Source organism: Yersinia aleksiciae, from assembly GCF_001047675.1.
Lineage (GTDB): Bacteria > Pseudomonadota > Gammaproteobacteria > Enterobacterales > Enterobacteriaceae > Yersinia > Yersinia aleksiciae.
On sequence record NZ_CP011975.1, the window covers coordinates 741858 to 765989 of the forward strand.

Below are 24132 nucleotides of genomic sequence, written 5' to 3' on the forward strand. Positions count from 1 at the left end.
TCCATCGCCCTCGACAGCGCCGCAGGGAATATTTTTATCCCTTAGGCGCGATTCCCTCGTTCAGGATAAAAAAATCCCTGCTTTGACGATTGCTCCGCTGCCCACTCTGGGGTAAAGTCGGGCCCTTTTATTTGGCCTGGGGAGCAATGATGTTCATTGGATTTGACTACGGCACAGCAAACTGCTCGGTTGCCGTGATGCGGGGCGATGCCCCCGAATTGCTGACACTGGAAAATAATGACGTCTATCTGCCATCCATGCTATGTGCGCCAACGCGGGAAGCCGTCAGTGAGTGCCTGCACCGCCACTGGCAGGTACCCACTGGCAGTGACGAAAACCAGCAACTGTTACGCCGGGCCATGGCGTTTAACCGCGAAGAAGATATTCCGGTCTCTGCCGATAGTCTGATGTTCGGCCTGTCCGCACTGGCGCAATACATTGAAGACCCGGAAGAAGTTTACTTTGTCAAATCACCTAAATCCTTCTTAGGGGCCAACGGCCTGAAGCCACAGCAACTGGCGCTGTTTGAGGATTTGGTCTGCGCCATGATGTTCCACATTAAGCGGCAGGCAGAATCGGTTCTGGCCGCTGAAATCAGCCAAACGGTGATTGGCCGTCCGGTCAACTTTCAGGGTTCCGGTGGCGAAGAGGCCAACCGTCAGGCTGAGGGTATTTTACTGCGCGCCGCCCAACGTGCCGGTTTTCGCGATATCGCCTTCCAGTTTGAGCCGGTTGCCGCAGGGCTGGATTTTGAAGCCACACTGACCGAAGAGAAAACCGTATTGGTGGTGGATATCGGCGGCGGCACCACTGACTGCTCGGTGCTGTTGATGGGGCCGAAATGGCAGGGGCTGGCAGATCGCCAGCAAAGTCTGCTGGGCCACAGTGGTTGCCGCGTCGGCGGTAACGATCTCGATATCATGTTGGCGTTTAAGCAACTGATGCCGCTGTTTGGTATGGGAGGCGAAACCGAAAAAGGTATTGCCATGCCGTCGCTGCCTTACTGGAATGCGGTTGCTACCAATGATGTTCCAGCACAAAGCGACTTCTACAGCACCGCCAATGGCCGCTTCCTGCGTGATTTGATTCGTGACGCCGCGAACCCGCAGCAAGTCGAGCGCCTGCTGAAAGTGTATCAACAGCGCCTAAGCTACCGCATCGTGCGCGCCGCAGAAGAGAGCAAAATTGCGCTGTCCGAGCAACAGCAGGTCGCTGCGGCACTGAGTTTTGTCCAGCCGGAACTGGGGCAGACCATCAGCCAGCAGCAACTGGCGGAGGCTATCTCTCAGCCGCTGCAACGGATTCAGGAGCAAGTCAGCCTCGCGCTCTCCACCAGCCACGTCACCCCGGATGTGATTTACCTGACTGGCGGCAGCGCCCGCTCGCCGTTACTGCGTGCCGCCTTACAGCAGCAACTGCCGGGTATCCCGCTGGTGGGTGGTAATGACTTCGGCTCGGTCACCGCAGGGTTAGCCCGCTGGGCGCAGACGCTGTATCGGTGATTTTGTTCGGTTAAAAATCACTCAATGGTCATCTGACCTTCCTCGCCTCAATAGTGTCGGGCCGCAAAATAGCGGCCCGATTACCGCGTCTTGTGCGGAATATCAAAAGCGCATTCAAAAAAATAGCCCAAAAACGTGTCGGTTATTCACTATTGCCGTGGCGGGCTATCTATTTGTGCCATCGACCTCCTATGCAGCTCTTATATGTGCCACATCGCCCGGCGGGAACATTTCAGTGAATACTCATTTTGATTTTAAGCGTAATTCGACCGCCTTCAATACCGTCACCCCCGGCAATACCCATGCCAGTGCGACATTGACCATGACTTATCAGTAATAGAATAACCTAACACCCGTATTGGCATAAAAGCGAACGGGTAAGTTCTGTTTAGAGGCTAAGATTAAAAACCCATTAACTAAAAAGGTAGGATAATAACTCACACTACCTTTTTAGTTAAAAAATATAACAGGCTAAACATACTCCCTAAGTTTATTTGAAATATATTCAGTTGTGGTGTTGAGAATAGTGCCACCAATCTGTTCAACAAGTGGCCCAGCATTATTATAGGCCACATAACGTCCTGCTTCGATGGTGGAGAATAATAAAGTGCGACCCGCCAGCGTGCAACTCATCAGCGTGCAACTCATCAGCATGTTAATAGCAGTCCCCCACCGATTCTCTACCGGTAATAAAGGTTGATCAGCAGAGGTTTCGGCATACTGAGCCTGATGATCGTTCGCGGGCGGCACGGGTTGAGATACAACATGCGCGCCAGATTTTTCACAGAATAATGTCAGGTTCTTCGCACCGACAGATAACTCTGTCTGTTCAGTTTGTGAGTCATCAGAGTATCCTTGCCATGCGTTCAACTCTTGATCAGTAATGGGTCCAGCGTTGATTGTCGGGGGGAAATAAGCATTCACTCCATTGATCATATTTTTACTCTCAGAGACAGATAAAGTGGTGGCAGAAAGAGTACATTTAGGCCTATTAACTCGCTTCCAAATTTATCAACCTACTGATACTTTTAGAACGCTAACCAATAGATACGCCGCCAAACTGCAATATTCACCAGATATCTCTATATATCCTGACATTTCTTCCACATTTCCTCCATTTTTATCCGGTAAATCCCCGCTAAACTAGTAAGATATCCAAAGATTAACTTATGCATTTATGTTGCAGCCAACCAGATTATCAGAAGGAATTCTCCGCCATCATGAAAGCTCAATCTAAACGCACCTCTCGGTTACTGATGTTATTGGGAGTAGCGGTGGCGATTATTGTTGCTCTATTTGTCTGGCGCCACTTCAGTGCCACCCCTGCAAGCACCGCTGTGGGGGCGCAACAAGCCACCACTGGGAGCAGCCCTGCACGAGCCGGTGGTCGCCGTAATATGCCGATGTCTCCGGTGCAAGCCGCCACTGCCACCGAGCAAGCGGTGCCGCGCTATCTCAGCGGTTTAGGCACCGTGCTTGCAGCCAATACCGTTACCGTCACCAGCCGTGTCGATGGTCAGTTAATGGCGATTCACTTTACCGAAGGCCAGCAGGTTAAGGCGGGGGATTTACTGGTGGAGATCGATCCGCGCCCTTACCAAGTGCAACTGACCCAAGCACAGGGCCAACTCGCCAAAGATCAGGCCACACTCGATAACGCACGCCGTGATCTGGCCCGCTACCAGAAGCTGGCTAAAACCGGCTTGATCTCACAGCAGGATCTGGATACCCAAGCCTCGCTGGTGCGCCAGAGCGAAGGCAGCGTGAAAGCTGATCAAGGGGCGATCGACAGTGCCGAGCTGCAACTGACCTACAGCCGCATTACCGCGCCGATCTCTGGCAAAGTGGGGCTGAAACAGGTGGATGTCGGCAATTACATCACCAGTGGCACCGCCACACCTATTGTGGTGATCACCCAAACGCATCCGGTTGATGTGGTCTTTACCCTGCCGGAAAGTGATATCCCCGCCATCATGCAAGCGCAGAAAAATGCGGCCCAAAATAACAGCACCGTGCCGGTTGAAGCCTGGGATCGTACCAACAAACAGCTATTGGCGCAGGGCTATCTGCTCAGTATTGATAACCAGATTGATACCACTACCGGCACCATTAAGCTGAAAGCACGCTTCGCCAATGAAGATGACACTTTGTTCCCGAACCAGTTTGTCAATGCCCGCATCAAGGTAGATTTGCTGCAAAACGCCGTGGTGGTCCCAACTGCCGCCGTACAGATGGGCAACGAAGGCAGCTTTGTCTGGACACTCAATGATGAGAATAAGGTCAGCAAGCATCTGGTGACCACCGGTATCCAAGACAGCAAACAAGTGGTGATCAGCTCCGGCCTGAATGCCGGTCAGCGCGTGGTCACTGACGGTATCGACCGCCTGACGGAAGGTTTGCAGGTGGAAGTGGTCACACCGCGTTCCGCCGAGACAGAAAAAGCGGGGGCCGCCGCCCCTGCCGCTGAACAAAAAGGCACGCGCACCGGCAGAAGAGCTGCCGCAGATGCACACACAGGCAAAACCACCACGGCGGAGAGATCCTGATGCAAGTGATGCCTCCAACCCCCGGTGGTGGCCCCTCACGGCTGTTTATTCTGCGCCCCGTCGCCACCACACTGTTTATGGTTGCTATTTTGCTGGCGGGGATTATCGGCTACCGCGCCTTGCCGGTTTCCGCTCTGCCGGAGGTGGATTACCCGACAATTCAGGTGGTGACACTCTATCCCGGTGCCAGTCCGGATGTGGTGACCTCCTCCATCACCGCCCCGCTGGAGCGCCAGTTTGGTCAGATGTCTGGCCTGAAGCAGATGGCATCGCAAAGTTCTGGCGGTGCATCGGTGATCACGCTGCAATTCCAGCTCACTCTGCCGCTCGATGTGGCGGAGCAAGAGGTGCAAGCGGCGATTAACTCCGCCACCAATCTGCTGCCAAGTGATCTGCCCTATCCGCCGATTTACAGCAAAGTGAACCCGGCTGATCCGCCGATCCTGACACTGGCGGTCACCTCCACGGCGATCCCGATGACCCAAGTGGAAGATATGGTGGAGACCCGCATTGCGCAGAAAATCTCGCAAGTCACTGGCGTCGGTCTGGTCACCATCTCTGGCGGCCAGCGCCCTGCCGTGCGCGTGAAGCTGAATGCGCCCGCCGTCGCCGCCTTGGGGCTGGATAGTGAAACCATTCGCACCGCTATCAGCAATGCCAACGTCAACTCCGCCAAAGGTAGCCTCGATGGGCCAACCCGCTCAGTGACCTTGTCAGCCAATGACCAGATGAAATCCGCCGAGGATTACCGTGACCTGATCGTGGCCTACCAAAACGGCGCACCGATCCGCTTGCAGGATGTCGCCACCATTGAGCAGGGTGCGGAGAATAACAAGCTGGCCGCGTGGGCCAATAGCCAGCAGGCGATTGTGCTGAATATCCAGCGCCAGCCGGGGGTTAACGTGATAGCCACCGCCGACAGTATCCGCGAGATGCTGCCGGAGCTGATTAAGAGTCTGCCGAAGTCGGTGGATGTCAAAATCCTGACCGACCGCACCACCACTATCCGCGCCTCGGTCAGTGACGTGCAGTTTGAGTTGCTGCTGTCGATCGCCTTGGTGGTGATGGTGATTTACCTGTTCCTGCGCAATGCCGCCGCCACTCTTATCCCCAGTGTCGCGGTGCCGCTGTCATTGATCGGCACCTTCGCTGCGATGTATTTCCTTGGTTTTTCAATCAATAACCTCACCTTGATGGCCCTGACCATTGCCACCGGCTTTGTGGTCGATGATGCCATTGTGGTCATTGAGAACATCTCCCGCTATATCGAAAAAGGCGAGAAACCGCTGGATGCGGCGCTGAAAGGGGCCGGAGAGATTGGATTTACCATTATCTCACTGACCTTCTCATTGATTGCGGTGTTGATTCCGCTGCTGTTTATGGGCGATATCGTCGGCCGACTGTTCCGCGAGTTCGCCGTCACCCTGGCGGTGGCGATCCTGATTTCAGCGGTGGTCTCACTGACACTCACCCCGATGATGTGCGCACGGATGCTCAGTTATGAGTCACTGCGCAAACAAAATCGCCTGTCGCGCGCCAGTGAGAAGTTCTTCGACTGGGTGATAGCCCACTATGCGGTGGCGCTGAAAAAAGTGCTGAAGCATCAGTGGTTCACCTTGGGTGTGGCACTGAGCACACTGGTGCTGACGGTGCTGCTCTACTTGCTGATGCCCAAAGGCTTCTTCCCCTTGCAGGACAACGGGCTGATTCAAGGCACACTGGAAGCGCCGCAATCCGTTTCGTTCAGTAATATGGCTGAGCGCCAGCAGCAGGTGGCCGCCATCATCCTCAAAGATCCGGCGGTGGAGAGCCTGACCTCATTCGTCGGCGTCGATGGTACCAATGCCACCCTCAACAATGGCCGATTGCAGATTAACCTTAAGCCACTGGCTGAGCGAGCTGACCGCATCCCACAGGTGATTACCCGCTTGCAGGAGAGTGTCGCCAGCATTCCGGGCATTAAGCTCTATTTGCAGCCGGTACAAGATTTGACCATTGATACCCAACTGAGCCGCACACAGTATCAGTTCACCCTACAAGCCACCTCCCTCGAAGAGCTGAGCACCTGGGTGCCGAAGCTGATTAGCGAGTTGCAGCAGCAAGCGCCTTTCCAAGATGTGACAAGTGACTGGCAGGATCAGGGGCTAGTGGCCTTTGTCAATGTGGACCGCGACAGCGCCAGCCGTTTAGGCATCACTATGGCGGCCATCGACAGTGCGCTGTATAACGCCTTTGGTCAGCGGCTTATCTCCACTATTTATACCCAAGCCAATCAGTATCGGGTGGTGCTGGAGCATGACGTGCAAGCCACGCCGGGGCTGGCGGCCTTCAATGATATCCGCCTGACTGGCAGCGACGGCAAAGGGGTGCCGCTGAGCAGCATTGCCACCATTGAAGAGCGCTTCGGACCGCTGTCGATCAACCATCTGAATCAGTTCCCGTCAGCCACCATCTCTTTCAATGTGGCGCAGGGCTACTCCCTCGGTGAAGCGGTGGAAGCCGTGACGCAAGCTGAGCAGGCTATCCAACTGCCAGCGGATATCACCACCCGCTTCCAAGGCTCGACGTTGGCGTTTCAGGCGGCACTCGGCAGCACCTTGTGGCTGATTATCGCCGCCATTGTGGCGATGTATATCGTGCTCGGCGTGTTGTACGAGAGCTTTATTCATCCGGTGACTATTTTGTCCACCCTGCCAACGGCGGGAGTCGGGGCATTGCTGGCACTGATGCTGACTGGGCATGAGCTGGATGTGATCGCCATCATCGGCATCATCCTGCTGATCGGCATCGTGAAGAAGAATGCGATCATGATGATCGACTTTGCGCTAGCCGCCGAGCGGGATCAGGGCATGAGCCCTTATGATGCGATCTATCAGGCCTGCTTGCTGCGTTTCCGCCCGATTCTGATGACCACTCTGGCCGCGCTGTTCGGTGCCTTGCCTTTGATGCTCAGTACCGGAGCCGGCGCCGAATTACGCCAGCCGCTGGGGGTCTGTATGGTCGGCGGGTTGATTGTCAGCCAAGTACTGACCCTGTTTACCACGCCAGTGATCTATTTGCTGTTCGATCGACTGGCGCGCAATACCCATAATCACGAGGATATTGATTCACCTGCATTACCGAATGGACGGGAACTGCCGTGAAATTCTTTGCTCTGTTCATCCAGCGCCCGGTGGCGACCACCCTGCTGACACTGGCTATCACCCTGAGCGGCATTATCGGCTTTAGCTTATTGCCGGTATCGCCGTTGCCGCAGGTTGATTACCCAGTGATTGCAGTCAGTGCCTCTATGCCCGGTGCCGATCCGGAAACCATGGCCTCCTCCATCGCCACGCCGCTGGAGCGCGCCTTGGGAAGAATTGCTGGGGTCAATGAAATGACCTCGACCAGTTCACTGGGCAGCACGCGGATCATTCTGCAATTTGATCTCAACCGCGATATCAACGGCGCAGCCCGTGATGTGCAGGCGGCGCTGAATGCTGCACAAAGCTTGCTGCCGACCGGGATGCCAAATCGTCCGACCTACCGCAAGATGAACCCGTCGGATGCGCCAATCATGATCATGACGCTGACCTCGGATACCTTCACTCAGGGCCAGTTGTATGACTTCGCCTCGACCAAACTGGCGCAGAAGATAGCCCAGACCGAAGGCGTCAGTGATGTTAGCGTCGGTGGTAGCTCCCTACCAGCGGTGCGGGTGGAACTGAACCCCAGCGCCCTGTTCAATCAGGGTGTTTCACTCGATGCGGTGCGTCAGGCCATCAGTGCCGCCAACGTGCGCCGCCCGCAAGGCTCTGTCGATAGCAGTGAGCAGCACTGGCAAGTGCAGGCCAATGATGAGATCAAAACCGCCGAGGGTTATCGCCCACTGATCATTCACTACAACAATGGGTCGCCAGTGCGCTTGCAGGATGTCGCTAACGTGGTGGACTCGGTGCAGGATGTGCGCAACGCGGGGATGTCCGACGGTAAATCAGCGGTACTGCTGGTGATCAGCCGTGAACCGGGGGCGAATATTATCGCCACCGTGGACCGAATTCGGGCGGAACTTCCGGCCCTGCGGGCTTCGATCCCCGCCTCAATTGAGTTAAAAATTGCGCAAGATCGCTCCCCGACCATCCGCGCCTCGCTGGAAGAGGTGGAGCGCTCACTGATCATCGCCGTGGCGCTGGTGATTCTGGTGGTGTTCCTGTTTCTGCGATCAGGCCGCGCTACCTTGATCCCCGCGGTTGCGGTACCGGTGTCACTGATCGGGACCTTTACTGCCATGTATCTGTGCGGTTTTAGCCTCAATAACCTGTCACTGATGGCGCTGACCATCGCCACCGGTTTTGTGGTCGATGACGCCATTGTGGTGCTGGAGAATATCTCCCGCCATCTGGAAGCGGGGATGAAACCCATGGTGGCCGCCCTGCGCGGGGTGCGCGAAGTTGGATTTACCGTGCTGTCGATGAGTATCTCACTGGTGGCGGTGTTTATCCCCCTGCTGCTGATGGAGGGGCTACCGGGCCGATTGTTCCGCGAGTTTGCCATTACGCTGTCGGTGGCGATCGGGATATCACTGGTCATCTCTCTGACCCTGACCCCCATGATGTGTGCCCACTTGCTGCGCGCGCAGCCTGCGGGTCAGCAACAACGTATTCGTGGTTTTGGTAAAGTGCTGCTGGCGATTCAGCGGGGTTATGGACGCTCACTTAATTGGGTGCTGGGCCATACGCGCTGGGTGATGGTTGTGCTGCTTTCCACTATCGCGCTGAATGTTTGGCTCTATATCAGTATCCCGAAAACCTTTTTCCCCGAGCAGGATACTGGCCGCATGATGGGCTTTATCCAAGCCGATCAGAGTATCTCTTTCCAGGCGATGCAGCAGAAGCTGAAAGATTTCATGAAGATCGTCAATGATGATCCGGCGGTCGACAATGTGACCGGTTTTACTGGCGGCTCGCGCACCAACAGCGGATCGATGTTTATCTCGCTCAAACCCCTGAGTGAACGTAGCGAAACTGCCCAGCAAATTATCACCCGCTTACGGGCCAAATTAGCCAAAGAACCCGGTGCCAGCCTGTTTCTGGCACCCGTACAAGATATCCGCGTCGGGGGCCGTCAAGCCAATGCCAGCTACCAATTTACCCTGCTGGCCGACGATCTGACCGCGCTTCGCGAGTGGGAACCGAAAGTGCGGGCGGCGCTGGCAAAACTGCCGGAACTGGCGGATGTTAACTCCGATCAGCAAGATAAAGGCGCTGAGATTGCGCTCACTTACGATCGCGAAACCATGGCGCGGCTGGGGATTGATGTCGCCGATGCCAATGCCCTGCTGAACAATGCCTTTGGTCAGCGGCAGATCTCCACCATTTATCAGCCGTTGAACCAATATAAGGTGGTGATGGAAGTCGCGCCGCAATACACGCAGGATGTGAGTTCGCTGGACAAAATGTTTGTCATTAATAGCAACGGCCAATCCATTCCGCTCTCCTATTTCGCCAAGTGGCGGCCTGCCAACGCGCCGCTGGCGGTCAATCATCAGGGTTTATCTGCTGCGTCGACTATCTCGTTTAACTTACCAGACGGCGGCAGTTTATCTGAAGCGACCGCCGCCGTTGAGCGGGCAATGACCGAACTCGGCGTGCCTTCGACCGTACGCGGGACATTTACCGGTACCGCGCAAGTATTCCAGGAGACGCTGAAATCTCAGCTATGGCTGATTATGGCGGCCATCGCCACCGTCTATATCGTGCTCGGGATTCTGTACGAGAGCTATGTGCATCCGCTGACCATCCTGTCTACGCTGCCCTCCGCGGGCGTAGGGGCACTGCTGGCGCTAGAGCTGTTTGATGCGCCCTTTAGTCTTATCGCACTGATCGGCATTATGTTGTTGATTGGTATCGTGAAAAAGAACGCTATCATGATGGTGGATTTTGCCCTTGATGCGCAACGTAACGGCAATATCAGCGCCCGTGATGCTATTTTCCAAGCCAGTTTGTTGCGCTTTAGGCCGATTCTGATGACCACACTGGCGGCCTTATTCGGCGCGTTGCCGCTGGTTCTGGGCAGTGGCGATGGCGCGGAGTTGCGCCAACCGCTGGGGATTACCATTGTCGGCGGGTTGGTGGTCAGCCAGTTGCTCACCCTGTATACCACCCCAGTGGTTTACCTCTACTTTGACCGACTGCGCAGTCGCTTTAGCAAACAGCCGCTTACGAGACTGGAATAATGGCGCACCCTATAGATTTCAACCTGCAGGAAGGCGGCAAGCGAGAAAGTCCCGATGAGCTTACACCAGTAAGTGATTCGGGCGACCGAGTGCGGCCAACGCATCTGCGGTTTGGAAAGAGGCACCGCACTGAATACCCTATAGATTTCAATCTGCAGGAAGGCGGCAAGCGAAATAGTCCCGATGAGCTTACACCAGTAAGTGATTCGGGCGACCGAGTGCGGCCAACGCATCTGCGGTTTGGAAAGAGGCACCGCACTGAATACCCTATAGATTTCAATCTGCAGGAAGGCGGCAAGCGAAATAGTCCCGATGAGCTTACACCAGTAAGTGATTCGGGCGACCGAGTGCAGCTAACGCATCTGCGGTTTGGAAAGAGGCACAGCACTGAATACCCTATAGATTTCAATCTGCAGGAAGGCGGCAAGCGAAATAGTCCCGATGAGCTTACACCAGTAAGTGATTCGGGCGACCGAGTGCAGCCAACGCATCTGCGGTTTGGAAAAAGGCACAGCACTGAATACCCTATAGATTTCAATCTGCAGGAAGGCGGCAAGCGAAATAGTCCCGATGAGCTTACACCAGTAAGTGATTCGGGCGACCGAGTGCAGCCAACGCATCTGCGGTTTGGAAAGAGGCACAGCACTGAATACCCTATAGATTTCAATCTGCAGGAAGGCGGCAAGCGAAATAGTCCCGATGAGCTTACACCAGTAAGTGATTCGGGCGACCGAGTGCAGCCAACGCATCTGCGGTTTGGAAAGAGGCACAGCACTGAATACCCTATAGATTTCAATCTGCAGGAAGGCGGCAAGCGAAATAGTCCCGATGAGCTTACACCAGTAAGTGATTCGGGCGACCGAGTGCAGCCAACGCATCTGCGGTTTGGAAAGAGGCACAGCACTGAATACCCTATAGATTTCAATCTGCAGGAAGGCGGCAAGCGAAATAGTCCCGATGAGCTTACACCAGTAAGTGATTCGGGCGACCGAGTGCAGCCAACGCATCTGCGGTTTGAAAGATGACGGGTATTCGCTGGCAACTCTGGATCGTTGCCTTCGGCTTCTTCATGCAAACGCTGGACACCACCATCGTCAACACCGCCCTGCCCTCCATGGCGGCGAGTCTGGGCGAGAACCCGCTGCGCATGCAGTCGGTGATCGTCTCCTATGTGCTGACAGTGGCGGTTATGCTGCCCGCCAGTGGTTGGCTGGCGGATCGCATTGGCGTTAAATGGGTATTTTTCTCAGCGATTATCCTGTTCACCCTCGGCTCACTGCTGTGCGCGCAAGCTGAAACCCTGAATCAGCTGATCACCTCTCGCGTGGTCCAAGGGGTTGGCGGCGCAATGATGGTGCCGGTTGGCCGCCTGACAGTGATGAAAATTGTGCCGCGCGAGCAATATATGTCGGCGATGGCTTTCGTGACGTTACCCGGCCAGATTGGGCCGCTGGTCGGCCCCGCGCTGGGGGGCTTTCTGGTGGAGTACGCCAGTTGGCACTGGATCTTCCTGATTAATCTGCCCGTTGGCGTGATTGGCGCACTGGCGACCTTGATATTGATGCCCAATTACACCATGCGCACTCGTCGCTTTGATATCAGCGGTTTTATCATGCTGGCTATCGGCATGGCGACCCTGACACTGGCGCTGGATGGTCACAAGGGATTGGGCTTATCGCCACTGGCGATTGCGGGTCTGGTGCTGTGCGGGATACTGGCACTGCTGGGTTACTGGTGGCATGCCCGAGGTAATAGCTCGGCTCTGTTTACACTGCGGCTGTTCAAAAACAGGTCTTATTCGCTTGGCTTGATTGCCAGTATGAGCGCCCGTATCGGTAGCGGCATGTTGCCGTTTATGACGCCGATCTTCATGCAAATCGGGTTAGGGTTCTCCCCGTTCCATGCTGGATTAATGATGATCCCGATGATTATCGGCAGCATGGGGATGAAGCGCATTATCGTGCGCGTGGTCAATCGCTTCGGCTATCGAAAAGTATTGGTCAGCGCCACACTGCTGCTCGCCATGGTGACTTTCAGCTTCCCAGTGGTGGCACTGATGGGCTGGACGTTGCTGCTGCCAGTAGTGCTATTTTTCCAGGGAATGCTCAATGCGTTGCGCTTCTCCACCATGAATACCTTAACCCTGAAAGACCTGCCAGACCGCCTGGCCAGCAGTGGCAACAGTTTGCTGTCGATGGTGATGCAGCTCTCTATGAGTCTGGGAGTCAGTACTGCCGGGATATTATTAGGCTTATTTGCGCATAATCAGGTAGTGACAAATACGGCGGCAACGCACAGCGCGTTCTTATACAGCTACCTGTGTATGGCAATCATTATTGCCCTGCCCGCCCTGATATTTAACCGCGTGCCACCGGATACCGGTACCAATCGCAATCTGGCCCGCGCCCCGCAAAGTCAGCGAACCGAAAGAGACAGGTGAACACATGAGGATCGGCATTACCGGAAAACTGTTTATGGCGATATTTGCCACCTGCATGTTAGTGCTGGTTACCATGCATTGGGGAGTGAGAGCCAGCTTCGAGCGCGGTTTTATTGATTACATCAAGCAGAGCAATGAACAGCGGATTTCCATGCTGGCAGATGCCCTTGAGGTGCAATACCAGCACTACGGCAACTGGGATTTTCTGCGCAACAATGATCAAATTATTTATCAGATCATGCGATCTTTCGAACAAAGCGGTAATAGCAGTCACAATCTTCCCCCACATGGCTGGCGCACCCAGTTTTGGGTGGTGGATGAGCACAATAATTTGCTGGCCGGGCGCACCGACCGGGTACCCAAAGAGGCCAGCCGTCAGGCGATAACGGTGAATAAGCAGGTGGTGGGCTGGGTGATGTCTACGCCGCCGGAAAAACTCACCCGCAATGCCGATATTAACTTTGATCTGCAACAGCGCCGCACCAGTTGGATGATTGTGGCTCTATCGACGCTACTGGCCGCCGCCGTGACCTGGCTTTTATCTCGCGGCATGCTGGCACCGGTAAAACGCTTGGTGGAAGGTACTCATCGGCTGGCCGCTGGGGATTTCAGTGCCCGCGTGGCTGTCAGCAGCCGTGATGAACTGGGCCGTCTGGCGCAGGACTTTAACCAGCTCGCCAGTTCGCTAGAGAAAAATGAGCAGATGCGGCGCGATTTCATGGCCGATGTCTCCCATGAATTACGCACCCCACTGGCGGTTTTGCGCGGTGAACTGGAAGCCCTGCAAGATGGTGTGCGCCAACCGACACCTGAATCCTTGATTTCACTGCAAGCGGAGGTCGGCATACTCACCAAGCTGGTCAATGACCTGCATCAGTTGTCGCTCTCGGACCACGGGGCATTGGCCTACCGCAAAACTCAGTTGGATGCTGTGCGGCTGCTACAAATTGCCGTTGCCAGCTTCCATGGCCGCTTCCAAAGCAAGAACATCACTGTTATGACCAACTTGCCGGAGCAGGCGGTCATCTTTGGCGATCCCGACCGCTTGAATCAACTGTTCCACAATTTGCTGGAAAACAGTTTGCGTTATACTAACGAGGGTGGGCAATTAGAGATCAATGCGCGATTCGATGACGATAATTTGACGTTGCACTGGCAGGACAGTAAACCGGGCTTGAGCGATGAACAGTTGCAACGTATTTTTGAGCGTTTTTATCGTACCGAAAGTTCGCGTAACCGCGCCAGCGGTGGCTCAGGGTTAGGTTTGGCGATTTGCCAAAAAATTGTCGAGGCCCATGGGGGTAAAATCAGCGCTGCACATTCACCTTTGGGGGGGCTGCAGATTAGGGTCGTATTTCCCCTCTTCCATTCCATAGGGTAATTCATGGTAATGCACGAACCGCTTCAGTCTGCCAGCCAGTCTGGCTCCGTATTGATTGTTGAAGATGAACCTAAGCTCGGCCAGTTATTGGTCGATTATCTGCAAGCTGCGGGTTACAGCACCCAGTGGATCACTAACGGCGCGGAGGTCGTGGCCGCTGTGCGCCAAGCGCCACCAGCGATTATTTTGCTGGATTTAATGTTACCGGGCAGCGATGGCATTACCATTTGCCGAGAAATCCGGCGCTTCTCCGATGTGCCCATCATGATGGTCACGGCAAAAACCGAGGAGATTGACCGCTTGCTGGGGCTGGAGATCGGTGCTGATGATTATATCTGCAAACCCTATAGCCCACGGGAAGTGGTCGCGCGGGTCAAAACCATTCTGCGTCGCTGTCATCAACAGCGCGAACAGCCAAGTGAGAGTGCGCCGCTGCTGATTGATGAATCCCGCTTTCAGGCCAGTTATCAGGGTCACTTACTGGAGCTAACGCCAGCTGAGTTTCGTCTGCTGAAAATATTGGCGACGCAGCCGGGCCATGTGTTTAGCCGTGAACAGCTGCTCAATAACCTCTATGATGATTATCGGGTAGTGACTGACCGCACTATTGATAGCCATATCAAAAATCTGCGGCGCAAGCTGGAGGCGCTCGATGGAGAGAAGCCCTTTATTCGCGCGGTTTATGGCATGGGGTATCGCTGGGAAGCAGAGATCTGTCGTTTACTGTAATTTCATCGTGATCAAAAATGCAGTAATGTTGGTGGTGCAGGGAGCATTGATCTGACTTTCGGTCAAGGTTGACTACACTCATTAGAGTCATCACAACCAACAGGAGAAACACTATGGCCATGGGTCACTATGAGATTAAAAAAGCAAAGAATGGGCAGTACCATTTCAATCTGAAAGCCAGCAATGGCGAAATCATTCTCTCCAGTGAGATGTATGCCAGTAAAGCCTCCGCAGAAAACGGCATCGCATCAGTACAAAGTAACTCCCCACTGGAAAGCCAGTACGAGTCTAAACATAACGCTAAAAACGAGCCTTACTTCGTTTTGAAAGCGAAAAACCATCAAGTTATTGGTGTCAGCGAAGCTTACAGTTCCGAAACTGCCGCCAAAAATGGTATTGCCTCTGTTATGAAAAATGGCCCCACCACCACAATTAAAGATCTGACGCTGTAATTTTTATTATTCGATAGCGCTATTTTACCTACATTTCTACCCAAAATTTTTACTTAAGTCTTTTGCTTAAAACAAGGCTACTCAAAAATGCGCGGGGAAATTACCGCGCATTTCTCTCGACACATTGATCTAAATCATTTAAACCCTACAAAAATTGTGCGATGGCTGATTTTCACGGTTGGCGAGGTTACAATCCTCGGCTTTTAGCCACCCCTGCGGGCGTGGTTCTGACTTGAACTCAGACTGAGAGCCAATACTATGTCGTCATCTGCACTATCCCCTAATACGCCTTTTACACCGGAACTGTTATCCCCTGCTGGCACACTTAAAAATATGCGCTATGCCTTCGCTTACGGCGCAGATGCGGTTTATGCCGGTCAGCCGCGTTACAGCTTGCGGGTGCGCAATAATGAATTCAATCACGAGAATTTGGCATTAGGTATTCAGGAAGCCCATGCGCTGGGCAAGCGCTTCTATGTGGTGGTGAATATTGCCCCCCACAACGCCAAACTGAAGACCTTTCTGCGTGATTTGAAACCAGTGATCGATATGGGGCCGGATGCCCTAATCATGTCTGATCCCGGTTTGATTATGATGGTGCGAGAAGCCTTCCCGGAGATGGATATCCATCTGTCAGTGCAAGCGAACGCTGTCAACTGGGCAACCGTCAAATTTTGGCAGCAGATGGGGCTGACTCGTGTGATCCTCTCCCGTGAGTTATCGCTAGAAGAGATCGCGGAAATCCGCGCACAAGTGCCGGCAATGGAACTGGAGGTGTTTGTCCACGGCGCATTGTGCATGGCCTATTCCGGTCGTTGTTTGCTGTCCGGCTATATCAATAAGCGCGATCCAAATCAGGGAACCTGCACCAATGCTTGCCGCTGGGAATATAACGTTCAGGAAGGCAAAGAGGACGATATCGGTAATATCGTACATATTCACCAGCCAATTGCGGTGAAGAATGTCGAACCAACATTGGGTATCGGCGCACCGACCGACAAAGTGTTTATGCTGGAAGAAGCACAGCGTCCAGGGGAGTATATGACTGCCTCAGAGGATGAACACGGCACTTACATCATGAACTCAAAAGACCTGCGCGCTATTCAGCATGTAGAGCGCCTGACCCAATTGGGCGTGCATTCGCTGAAAATTGAGGGGCGGACCAAATCCTTCTACTATTGCGCCCGCACCGCGCAGGTTTATCGCCGCGCCATTGATGATGCTGTCGCGGGTAAACCTTTCGACCCAACTCTGTTGACCACACTGGAAGGTCTGGCTCATCGCGGCTACACCGAAGGTTTCCTACGCCGTCACGTGCATGAAGATCAACAAACTTACGACTACGGTTATTCGGTTTCAGAGCGCCAGCAATTTGTCGGCGAGTTTACCGGTGTGCGCCGTGATGGCTTGGCAGAAGTGGTGGTCAAAAATAAATTTTCGGTCGGTGATAGTGTTGAGCTGATGACGCCAAACGGCAATATCCAGTTCACACTGGAGAGCATGCAGGATAAAAAAGGTCAGCCAGCGGATATTGCTCCGGGTAATGGGCATATCATGTATTTGCCTATCCCAGCGGACATTAATGTAGAATATGGCTTGCTGATCCGTAATCTGAACGGAACAAATAGCCGTAATCCCCATGAAAAAGCGTAACGTGAGACAATAAAAAATAGTGCCATCGCTAAGGTGGCATTTTTAGCAAATATTAGAATTAGATCACATCAATTATAATGCCGCTGGGGTAGCATAGTTCGAGTACAATCAAGAACTAAAAAAGTTTTAAAACAAGACTAGGAACCACCTCCTTGGCTAGCCCAATCTCCCTTGGGCTGGCCTTTTCTTTTTCATATCTATCCATATGATTTAAATCGTTTTTTATTATTGGGCATTCTCGTTAACCTAATAAGTAATAATAAGAAAAATCTGGCATCATAATAAATCCACCTCAAGTAATAACTATTCAAGTTAACGTTATATTCTAGTAAAAATAAAAATACCCCAGGTTAATCCTAACAATTATTAATATTTTCAATTATTCTTTGAATAATCTGATATACCCAAAGCGCAGGTCGTCCGCTAACAACCCTGCGGCGTCAAGGGCGAAGAGAATACCCAAAATCATTGGCGATGCAGGTAGGCAGCAAGTGAATAAATCCCGATGAGCTTACACCAGTAAGTGATTCGGGTGCGTGAACGTAGCTAACAACCCTGCGGCGTCAAGGATGAAGGGTATAATTATTACAAAATGATCCGGAGCAACTCATGACCTCAACACCCTGCGCCCTTCTCATCTTAAACGGCAAAGAATCAGGTAATCTAGATGTCCGCAATGCCGTCAAAAACCTACGTGAGGAGGGCGTCACGCTGCATGTTCGAGTCACTTGGGAGCAAGGTGATGCAAAACGTTATGTCGCGGAAGCAGCCGTTCTGGATGTTGATGTCGTGATTGCGGGCGGCGGCGATGGCACGATTAATGAGGTGACAACCGCATTGATGGTCATACCTGCCGCCAATCGACCCGATTTAGGTATCCTGCCACTCGGCACCGCTAACGATTTTGCCACCAGCTGCAACATTCCTCCGCAAATAGAGAACGCATTACAATTAGCCGTTAAGGGTCGCGCAGTTACCATTGATGTCGCGCAAGTGAATGGCGAGCACTATTTTATCAATATGGCGACAGGTGGCTTTGGGACTCGGATCACCACGGAAACACCGGAGAAACTCAAAGCGGTGCTGGGCGGGGCTTCCTACTTTATTCATGGCCTGATGCGCATGGATGCAATTAAAGCGGATAGCTGTGAAATCCATGGGCCTGAGTTCGACTGGGTGGGTGATGCATTGGTGATAGGAATAGGTAATGGCAGGCAAGCCGGTGGCGGGCAGCCTCTTTGCCCTGATGCGCTGATTAATGATGGCCTGCTGCAATTACGATTATTGACTGCCGAAGAACTGCTCCCTGCCCTGCTGACCAGTGTCTTTAGCGGCGAGAAAAATAAAAATGTGATTGAGGCCAATCTGACTTGGCTGGAAATTACTGCGCCGCACGACATCATTTTTAATTTGGATGGTGAGCCATTGTCAGGCAAACATTTCCGCATTGAAATTATCCCCAATGCTATCCAGTGCCGCTTACCCCCTAACTGCGAACTGCTTGGCTAATTATTGACTTAGGGGCTAGCTGAGATTAGCCCATGATTCTCTTATATTTAATTCCCTCTCTACCTATCCATCCCAATGCTGACATGGCTTCAGTCATTGTTAGTCTACTTTTTTTATATAATAAACTTTCATTTCAATCCAATTTTCTTTTATTTGTAATATTCACTTTGAAAGATTTATCTTTCAAAGTGTGATCTATATGCGATAAATAGATCTAAAAAATGTTTATGGTAGTACCCATGGCGATAGACAAGATACTGAGGTTCAGTCTAATACCCCAGCATTTTGAAACCATTTTAACATGTGGTCTTTAAAATTTCTTTTCATAACAAAACCTTATAACAAAGGTTTATAAAAACAGCCATAACGTCGATTACAGGAGAAAAAGAATGATTGAACTTATAACCCATGGAGCCGAGTGGTTTATCGGACTCTTCCAAAAAGGGGGAGAAGTTTTTGTTGGCATGGTCACCGGGATCTTACCTTTACTAATCAGCTTGTTAGTTATCATGAATGCCCTGATCAAGTTTGTTGGTCAGGATAGAATCGAACGATTGGCACAACGTTGCGCGGGTAACCCTGTTTCCCGTTATCTGCTGCTGCCATTGATCGGGACCTTTGTATTCTGTAACCCGATGACGTTAAGTCTCGGGCGCTTTATGCCAGAAAAATACAAACCAAGTTATTACGCAGCTGCCTCATACAGCTGTCACTCAATGAATGGTTTGTTCCCACACATTAACCCAGGTGAGTTGTTCGTTTTCTTAGGTATCGCCAGTGGGTTAACCACTCTGGGCCTGCCACTGGGTCCGCTAGCGGTGAGCTACTTCCTGGTTGGGTTATTCACCAACTTCTTCCGCGGCTGGGTTACCGATCTGACGACCACCATTTTTGAACGAAAAATGGGCATCCAGTTAGACCGTAACGTACAACTTTAATATATAAATCAAATATATACTGTGTGGAGCAGACCATGAGTGAATTTATCCGGATTGAAAAAGGCGAAGGCGGTTGGGGTGGCCCATTAGTGTTGCCCATCGTCCCCGGTAAAAAAATTGTTTATATCACTGCGGGTACCCGCCCGGCGATTATTGACCGTATTAGTGAACTAACTGGCTGGGAAGCGGTTGATGGATTTAAAGAGGGTGAACCGCCAGCGGAAGAGATCGCGGTTGCCATTATTGACTGCGGTGGCACCCTGCGCTGTGGCCTGTATCCCAAACGCCGTATTCCAACCGTCAACATCCATTCAACCGGTCAATCCGGTCCGATGGCGCAATACATACTGGAAGATATTTATGTTTCCGGTGTTCGTGAAAAGAATATCCAGAAAATCAGCGGAACGGATCAGGCAACGGCAACCCTAGTGCAAACAGAATCAAAAACAGCGACGGCACCGAGCTCGGCAGCAAACAGCACTGCTAAAGGTGGCCGTGATTATGACACCAGCAAGAAAATCACTGAACAGAGTGATGGATTGTTGGCGAAGGTGGGGATGGGCATGGGGTCTGTGGTGGCGGTGTTCTTCCAGTCAGGCCGCGACACTATTGATACCGTGCTGAAAACTATCTTGCCGTTTATGGCCTTCGTGTCGGCACTCATCGGCATCATCATGGCATCCGGTTTGGGTGACTTTATTGCCCACGGCTTAACACCACTGGCTAGCAGCCCGATAGGGTTAGTGCTCCTGGCGCTGATCTGCTCCTTCCCGCTGTTGTCACCGTTCTTAGGCCCAGGGGCAGTAATTGCACAAGTTATCGGCGTATTGGTTGGGGTACAAATTGGTTTGGGGAATATCCCACCTCAATTAGCCCTACCAGCGTTATTTGCGATAAATGCTCAGGCAGCGTGTGACTTTATCCCTGTCGGTCTGTCTCTGGCTGAAGCGAAGCAAGATACCGTGCGTGTTGGTGTCCCATCCGTGCTGGTTGGCCGCTTCCTGACTGGCGCACCGACTGTATTGATTGCCTGGGCAGTATCGGCCTTTATTTATCAGTAAGAGTTATCGAATCAGTAAAACGTAACCCAAATATTTCTGTAATACATTCAACGGTTAAGGATGTACGTATGAATACTATTTATCAGACAACCATTACCAATATCGGCGACAGCGCCCGTGAGGCACTGCTTGATGACATGCTCATCACCTTCCGCGAAGGGGCTCCCAAAGATATTGAAGAGTTCTGTTTTATCCACCAGCACAGCACCACTGATGGGGAATTACAGGCAGGAAACATTATGGAACTGGCACAGCAGCGTTATGTCATCACAGCGGTTGGCGAAGTGGCGACGCAAAATCTGCGAGAGCTGGGCCACGTCACTATTCGTTTCAACGGTGATGAGCAACCCGAGTTCCCCGGTTCCATCCATGTGAATGGCCCGACACCCAGTGATATTCCCGTCGGTAGCGCGTTGAAATTTATTCGTTAATTTATTTATTAATTTATATCCAAAGTCATTGGAGTTGCAGCTGTGTTAGCTGCAACTTCAAGTACAAAGGATAATGGAGGTGTATATGTCACAACAAGTAGCAGTAGTGATCGGTGGTGGACAAACTCTGGGCGCATTCTTGTGCCAAGGTCTTGCCGAAGCAGGTTATAAAGTGGCAGTTGCTGATTTAAATTCAGATAACGCACAGTTGGTCGCCGACCAGATTAATGCCGAATATGGCGCAGACACTGCCCGTGGTTTTCAGGTTGATGCCACCAATGAAAGCAGTGTGGAGATGCTGGCAAAAGCCGTCGATCAGCGCTTCCATCAAACAGATTTATTGGTTTACAGTGCCGGCATCGCCAAAGCTGCGCCGATTACTGATTTCCCGCTGGATGACTTTGACCGCTCATTACAGGTGAATTTGGTGGGCTACTTCTTATGTGCTCGCGAGTTCTCTCGACTGATGATCCGTGATGGTAATGGCGGACGCATTATCCAAATCAATTCCAAATCGGGTAAAGTAGGCAGCAAACACAACTCTGGTTACAGTGCCGCGAAGTTTGGCGGTGTGGGCCTGACACAATCACTGGCATTGGATTTGGCAGATTACGGTATTACCGTGCATTCACTGATGTTAGGTAATTTACTGAAATCACCGATGTTCCAATCACTTTTGCCGCAGTACGCCGCTAAATTGGGCATTAAGCCAGAAGAAGTTGAGAAGTATTATACCGATAAAGTGCCACTAAAACGTGGCTGTGATTATCAAGATGTGCTGAATACCCTGCTGTTCTACGCCAGCGATAAAGCCGCCTATTGCACCGGCCAATCCATCAATATTACTGGTGGGCAGGTGATGTTTTAAGGCAGTAAACACCCGGGTCACTGACTCGCACCAGTGATTCGGGTAAACCATCAGCCATACGAATGAGTGCAACCAACACCGCTGCAGCACCAAGGGAGAAAGTTTACTCAAAGCCATTGGGGTTGCAGCAAGGCAGCAAACGAAAGAGTCCCGATGAGCTTACATCAGTAAGTGATTCGGGTGAATGAGAGCAGCTAACACCGCTGCAGCGCCAAGGGAGAAGAGTAAATGACACCCACATCTGCACTAATCAGCATCGTCATCATCGCCTGGCTACTGCAAATTTTGCTGGGTTGGTGGCAAATTAATCAGTTTAACCGCGCTTTTGATCGTCTGTGCCAACACAGTCAATCGGTCGGGGTGGGCCGCTCTGGTGGGCGTTTTAAGCCTAGAGTCGTTATGGCTTTAGCTTTTGATGAGAATATGCGGGTCTGCGACAGCATGATCATGCGTGGAATCAGTGTTTTTGCCCGCCCAAGGCCGTTAACTCACCTCCATGGATTGCATCAACAGGATTTAATCCCAAATGTGATCTTTCCTACGGATACCGCATGTCAAACTGCACTATCGTTAGCGATTAAACCGAAATCATGATATTTTCATAATGAAAGTTATTCTTTTTCATGTGAAAGTTATGCCTGAAAAAGAGGCAATGGAAATACTTGAGCAGGAATCGCTATGAAACCAAAGCAGCGGCAGGTTGCAATACTGGAATATCTCCAGCAACACGGTAAGACGGCAGTCGATGAACTCGCTGACCACTTTTCGACCACCGGTACCACTATCCGTAAGGACTTAACCAGCCTCGAAAAAGAGGGGGCGGTTATCCGTACCTACGGTGGCGTGGTCTTAAATCGCGACGATGTCGAACAACCGATTGATCGTAAAACGCATATTAATACCGATAAGAAAAAACAGATTGCCCAAGCAGCCAGTAAATTGATCAAAGATGGCGACAGTCTGGTGTTTGATGCGGGGAGCACTGTGTTACAAATGGTGCCGCACCTGACAAAATTCAACAATATCACGGTGATGACTAACAGCCTGCATATCGTCAATGAGCTGGTTGAGTTGAATAACGACCAAACCATTCTGATGCCGGGCGGCACTTACCGTAAAGGCTCAGCCTCTTTTCATGGCAGTCTGGCGGAATCGGCATTTGATAACTTCAGCTTCGATAAGCTGTTTATCGGCGCGGATGGTGTTGATCTGAAAGCCGGTGTCACCACATTTAACGAAGTTTACCATGTCAGCACCGCGATGTGCCGTGCCGCCAGCCGCATCATTCTGCTGGTCGACTCTTCCAAATTTGGCCGTAAAAGCCCAAATGTCGTTTGCCCATTAAGCGCCGTTGATACCCTGATTACTGATAAAGGGATTAGCCCGGAATATTTGCAGGCACTAGAAGACATGGGTATTAATATCATTCTGGTTGATAAAAATGACTAATCCACTGCTAACCTATGCCCGTGAAACACTGGAAATTGAGCTAACAGAAGCCCACAAACTGCTGTCACGATTAGATGATAATTTTATTCGTGCCTGCGAGCTGTTGCTAGCCTGCACCGGAAAAGCGGTGGTGTCTGGTATCGGCAAATCCGGCCATATCGGCAAAAAGATTGCCGCCTCACTGGCCAGTACCGGCACCCCCGCGTTTTTCGTTCATCCCGCCGAAGCACTGCACGGTGATTTGGGTATGATTGGCCCGCAGGATGTGCTGATTTTTATCTCCTATTCTGGCCGCGCCAAAGAGCTGGATCTGATTCTGCCCCTGTTGGCCGATAGCCATATTCCGGTGATTGCGATCACTGGCGGCAAAGAGTCGCCTTTAGCGCTGAATGCAGCCTGTGTGCTGGATATCAGTGTCGAGCACGAAGCCTGCCCAATGGGATTAGCCCCAACATCCAGCGCAGTCAATACCCTGATGATGGGTGATGCACTGGCGATGGCATTAATGCGTCATCGTGGTTTCAATGCAGAAGATTTTGCCCGTTCACATCCGGGGGGCAGCTTGGGGGCGCGGTTGCTAAATCGTGTCCATCATTTGATGCGAACTGGCGATCGCCTGCCGGTGGTGAATGAATCCGACAGCGTGATGGAAGCGATGCTAGAGCTCAGTCGTACTGGATTAGGATTGGTGGCGGTGTGCGATCCAGAGCAACGGGTGGTTGGGGTATTTACCGATGGTGATTTGCGCCGCTGGCTGGTAAAAGGCGGCACACTGCAACAACCGCTGGCGGGGGCGATGACTCGTCCGGGCTTCCGATTACCTGAACAGTGGCGGGCTGGCGAAGCGCTGGAAGCACTGCATCAGCATCATATTAGTGCAGCACCCGTGGTGAATTTGGAAGGCAAACTGGTCGGTGCAATCAATCTGCATGACCTGCATCAAGCGGGTATTGCTTAAT

General features: G+C 52.1%; 19 protein-coding genes. 17 read left to right on the forward strand and 2 right to left on the reverse strand.

What is annotated here, in order from left to right; genetic code table 11:
* Nucleotides 1-149 precede the first annotated feature (149 nt).
* Nucleotides 150-1502 carry a molecular chaperone gene (gene yegD / locus ACZ76_RS03560; protein WP_048616874.1) on the forward strand — a complete coding sequence of 451 codons (1353 nt, stop codon included), beginning with the start codon at nucleotides 150-152 and terminating at the stop codon, nucleotides 1500-1502.
* 471 nt (nucleotides 1503-1973) lie between these two features.
* Here the strand turns inward: yegD and ACZ76_RS03565 are convergent, their stop codons facing one another.
* Nucleotides 1974-2438 (reverse strand): hypothetical protein, encoded by a 465-nt coding sequence (locus ACZ76_RS03565; RefSeq protein WP_048616876.1) that lies wholly within the window; start codon nucleotides 2436-2438, stop codon nucleotides 1974-1976.
* Between the two features lie 284 nt (nucleotides 2439-2722).
* Here ACZ76_RS03565 and ACZ76_RS03570 point away from each other — a divergent pair, with 284 nt between their 5' ends.
* The 3 genes from ACZ76_RS03570 to mdtC are packed head-to-tail and all read left to right on the forward strand — an operon-like array spanning nucleotide 2723 to nucleotide 10262.
* On the forward strand, nucleotides 2723-4048 hold the full coding sequence (locus tag ACZ76_RS03570) for an MdtA/MuxA family multidrug efflux RND transporter periplasmic adaptor subunit (protein WP_048620178.1): 1326 nt from the start codon (nucleotides 2723-2725) through the stop codon (nucleotides 4046-4048).
* Nucleotides 4048-7191, forward strand: a complete 3144-nt coding sequence (locus tag ACZ76_RS03575) for an MdtB/MuxB family multidrug efflux RND transporter permease subunit (protein WP_048616878.1) — start codon at nucleotides 4048-4050, stop codon at nucleotides 7189-7191. The genes ACZ76_RS03570 and ACZ76_RS03575 overlap by 1 nt, the downstream gene beginning before the upstream one ends.
* On the forward strand, nucleotides 7188-10262 hold the full coding sequence (mdtC, locus tag ACZ76_RS03580; RefSeq protein ID WP_048616880.1) for a multidrug efflux RND transporter permease subunit MdtC: 3075 nt from the start codon (nucleotides 7188-7190) through the stop codon (nucleotides 10260-10262). The genes ACZ76_RS03575 and mdtC overlap by 4 nt, the downstream gene beginning before the upstream one ends.
* 353 nt (nucleotides 10263-10615) lie before the next feature.
* On the opposite strand, the gene ACZ76_RS18960 is transcribed toward mdtC, so the two are convergent.
* Nucleotides 10616-11269 (reverse strand): hypothetical protein, encoded by a 654-nt coding sequence (locus tag ACZ76_RS18960; RefSeq protein WP_144413887.1) that lies wholly within the window; start codon nucleotides 11267-11269, stop codon nucleotides 10616-10618.
* A 14-nt stretch (nucleotides 11270-11283) separates the two neighbouring features.
* Here ACZ76_RS18960 and mdtD point away from each other — a divergent pair, with 14 nt between their 5' ends.
* From mdtD to gutQ, 13 genes are all read left to right on the forward strand, one after another.
* A complete protein-coding gene (gene mdtD, locus ACZ76_RS03590) occupies nucleotides 11284-12702 on the forward strand; it encodes an MFS transporter (protein WP_048616882.1) in 1419 nt (472 codons plus the stop codon).
* Nucleotides 12703-12706: 4 nt separating this feature from the next.
* Complete coding sequence (gene baeS, locus ACZ76_RS03595; RefSeq protein ID WP_048616884.1) at nucleotides 12707-14083, forward strand: envelope stress sensor histidine kinase BaeS; 1377 nt, start codon at nucleotides 12707-12709, stop codon at nucleotides 14081-14083.
* A gap of 9 nt (nucleotides 14084-14092) precedes the next feature.
* Complete coding sequence (gene baeR, locus ACZ76_RS03600) at nucleotides 14093-14812, forward strand: envelope stress response regulator BaeR (protein WP_048620180.1); 720 nt, start codon at nucleotides 14093-14095, stop codon at nucleotides 14810-14812.
* Nucleotides 14813-14925: 113 nt separating this feature from the next.
* A complete protein-coding gene (locus ACZ76_RS03605) occupies nucleotides 14926-15264 on the forward strand; it encodes a YegP family protein (protein WP_048616885.1) in 339 nt (112 codons plus the stop codon).
* A 333-nt stretch (nucleotides 15265-15597) separates the two neighbouring features.
* Nucleotides 15598-16917 (forward strand): prephenate-dependent tRNA uridine(34) hydroxylase TrhP, encoded by a 1320-nt coding sequence (trhP, locus tag ACZ76_RS03610; RefSeq protein ID WP_412179160.1) that lies wholly within the window; start codon nucleotides 15598-15600, stop codon nucleotides 16915-16917.
* Nucleotides 16918-17526: 609 nt separating this feature from the next.
* Complete coding sequence (gene yegS, locus ACZ76_RS03615; protein WP_048616891.1) at nucleotides 17527-18426, forward strand: lipid kinase YegS; 900 nt, start codon at nucleotides 17527-17529, stop codon at nucleotides 18424-18426.
* Between the two features lie 389 nt (nucleotides 18427-18815).
* On the forward strand, nucleotides 18816-19364 hold the full coding sequence (gene srlA / locus ACZ76_RS03620) for a PTS glucitol/sorbitol transporter subunit IIC (RefSeq protein WP_048616893.1): 549 nt from the start codon (nucleotides 18816-18818) through the stop codon (nucleotides 19362-19364).
* 35 nt (nucleotides 19365-19399) lie between these two features.
* Nucleotides 19400-20425 (forward strand): PTS glucitol/sorbitol transporter subunit IIB, encoded by a 1026-nt coding sequence (srlE, locus tag ACZ76_RS03625; RefSeq protein WP_048616895.1) that lies wholly within the window; start codon nucleotides 19400-19402, stop codon nucleotides 20423-20425.
* Nucleotides 20426-20493: 68 nt separating this feature from the next.
* A complete protein-coding gene (gene srlB, locus ACZ76_RS03630) occupies nucleotides 20494-20856 on the forward strand; it encodes a PTS glucitol/sorbitol transporter subunit IIA (RefSeq protein WP_048616897.1) in 363 nt (120 codons plus the stop codon).
* 85 nt (nucleotides 20857-20941) lie between these two features.
* Nucleotides 20942-21724, forward strand: coding sequence for a sorbitol-6-phosphate dehydrogenase (gene srlD / locus ACZ76_RS03635; protein WP_048616899.1), 783 nt, complete (start codon nucleotides 20942-20944; stop codon nucleotides 21722-21724).
* Between the two features lie 228 nt (nucleotides 21725-21952).
* On the forward strand, nucleotides 21953-22318 hold the full coding sequence (gene gutM / locus ACZ76_RS03640) for a transcriptional regulator GutM (protein ID WP_048616901.1): 366 nt from the start codon (nucleotides 21953-21955) through the stop codon (nucleotides 22316-22318).
* An 84-nt stretch (nucleotides 22319-22402) separates the two neighbouring features.
* A complete protein-coding gene (gene srlR, locus ACZ76_RS03645) occupies nucleotides 22403-23173 on the forward strand; it encodes a glucitol operon DNA-binding transcriptional repressor SrlR (protein WP_048616903.1) in 771 nt (256 codons plus the stop codon).
* A complete protein-coding gene (gutQ, locus tag ACZ76_RS03650) occupies nucleotides 23166-24131 on the forward strand; it encodes an arabinose-5-phosphate isomerase GutQ (protein ID WP_048616905.1) in 966 nt (321 codons plus the stop codon). The genes srlR and gutQ overlap by 8 nt, the downstream gene beginning before the upstream one ends.
* The last annotated feature ends 1 nt before the right edge of the window (nucleotide 24132 follow it).

What these genes read in the sequence shown, in the direction of transcription:
- srlA (WP_048616893.1), top strand. Translation starts at nt 18,816, where the DNA reads ATGATTGAACTTATAACCCATGGAGCCGAGTGGTTTATCGGACTCTTC.
- yegS (WP_048616891.1), top strand. Translation starts at nt 17,527, where the DNA reads ATGACCTCAACACCCTGCGCCCTTCTCATCTTAAACGGCAAAGAATCA.
- ACZ76_RS18960 (WP_144413887.1), bottom strand. Translation starts at nt 11,269, where the DNA reads ATGCGTTGGCTGCACTCGGTCGCCCGAATCACTTACTGGTGTAAGCTC.
- srlB (WP_048616897.1), top strand. Translation starts at nt 20,494, where the DNA reads ATGAATACTATTTATCAGACAACCATTACCAATATCGGCGACAGCGCC.
- srlD (WP_048616899.1), top strand. Translation starts at nt 20,942, where the DNA reads ATGTCACAACAAGTAGCAGTAGTGATCGGTGGTGGACAAACTCTGGGC.
- srlR (WP_048616903.1), top strand. Translation starts at nt 22,403, where the DNA reads ATGAAACCAAAGCAGCGGCAGGTTGCAATACTGGAATATCTCCAGCAA.
- ACZ76_RS03565 (WP_048616876.1), bottom strand. Translation starts at nt 2,438, where the DNA reads ATGATCAATGGAGTGAATGCTTATTTCCCCCCGACAATCAACGCTGGA.
- trhP (WP_412179160.1), top strand. Translation starts at nt 15,598, where the DNA reads ATGCGCTATGCCTTCGCTTACGGCGCAGATGCGGTTTATGCCGGTCAG.
- ACZ76_RS03575 (WP_048616878.1), top strand. Translation starts at nt 4,048, where the DNA reads ATGCAAGTGATGCCTCCAACCCCCGGTGGTGGCCCCTCACGGCTGTTT.
- yegD (WP_048616874.1), top strand. Translation starts at nt 150, where the DNA reads ATGTTCATTGGATTTGACTACGGCACAGCAAACTGCTCGGTTGCCGTG.
- baeR (WP_048620180.1), top strand. Translation starts at nt 14,093, where the DNA reads ATGCACGAACCGCTTCAGTCTGCCAGCCAGTCTGGCTCCGTATTGATT.
- baeS (WP_048616884.1), top strand. Translation starts at nt 12,707, where the DNA reads ATGAGGATCGGCATTACCGGAAAACTGTTTATGGCGATATTTGCCACC.
- ACZ76_RS03570 (WP_048620178.1), top strand. Translation starts at nt 2,723, where the DNA reads ATGAAAGCTCAATCTAAACGCACCTCTCGGTTACTGATGTTATTGGGA.
- ACZ76_RS03605 (WP_048616885.1), top strand. Translation starts at nt 14,926, where the DNA reads ATGGCCATGGGTCACTATGAGATTAAAAAAGCAAAGAATGGGCAGTAC.
- mdtD (WP_048616882.1), top strand. Translation starts at nt 11,284, where the DNA reads ATGACGGGTATTCGCTGGCAACTCTGGATCGTTGCCTTCGGCTTCTTC.
- gutQ (WP_048616905.1), top strand. Translation starts at nt 23,166, where the DNA reads ATGACTAATCCACTGCTAACCTATGCCCGTGAAACACTGGAAATTGAG.
- gutM (WP_048616901.1), top strand. Translation starts at nt 21,953, where the DNA reads ATGACACCCACATCTGCACTAATCAGCATCGTCATCATCGCCTGGCTA.
- srlE (WP_048616895.1), top strand. Translation starts at nt 19,400, where the DNA reads ATGAGTGAATTTATCCGGATTGAAAAAGGCGAAGGCGGTTGGGGTGGC.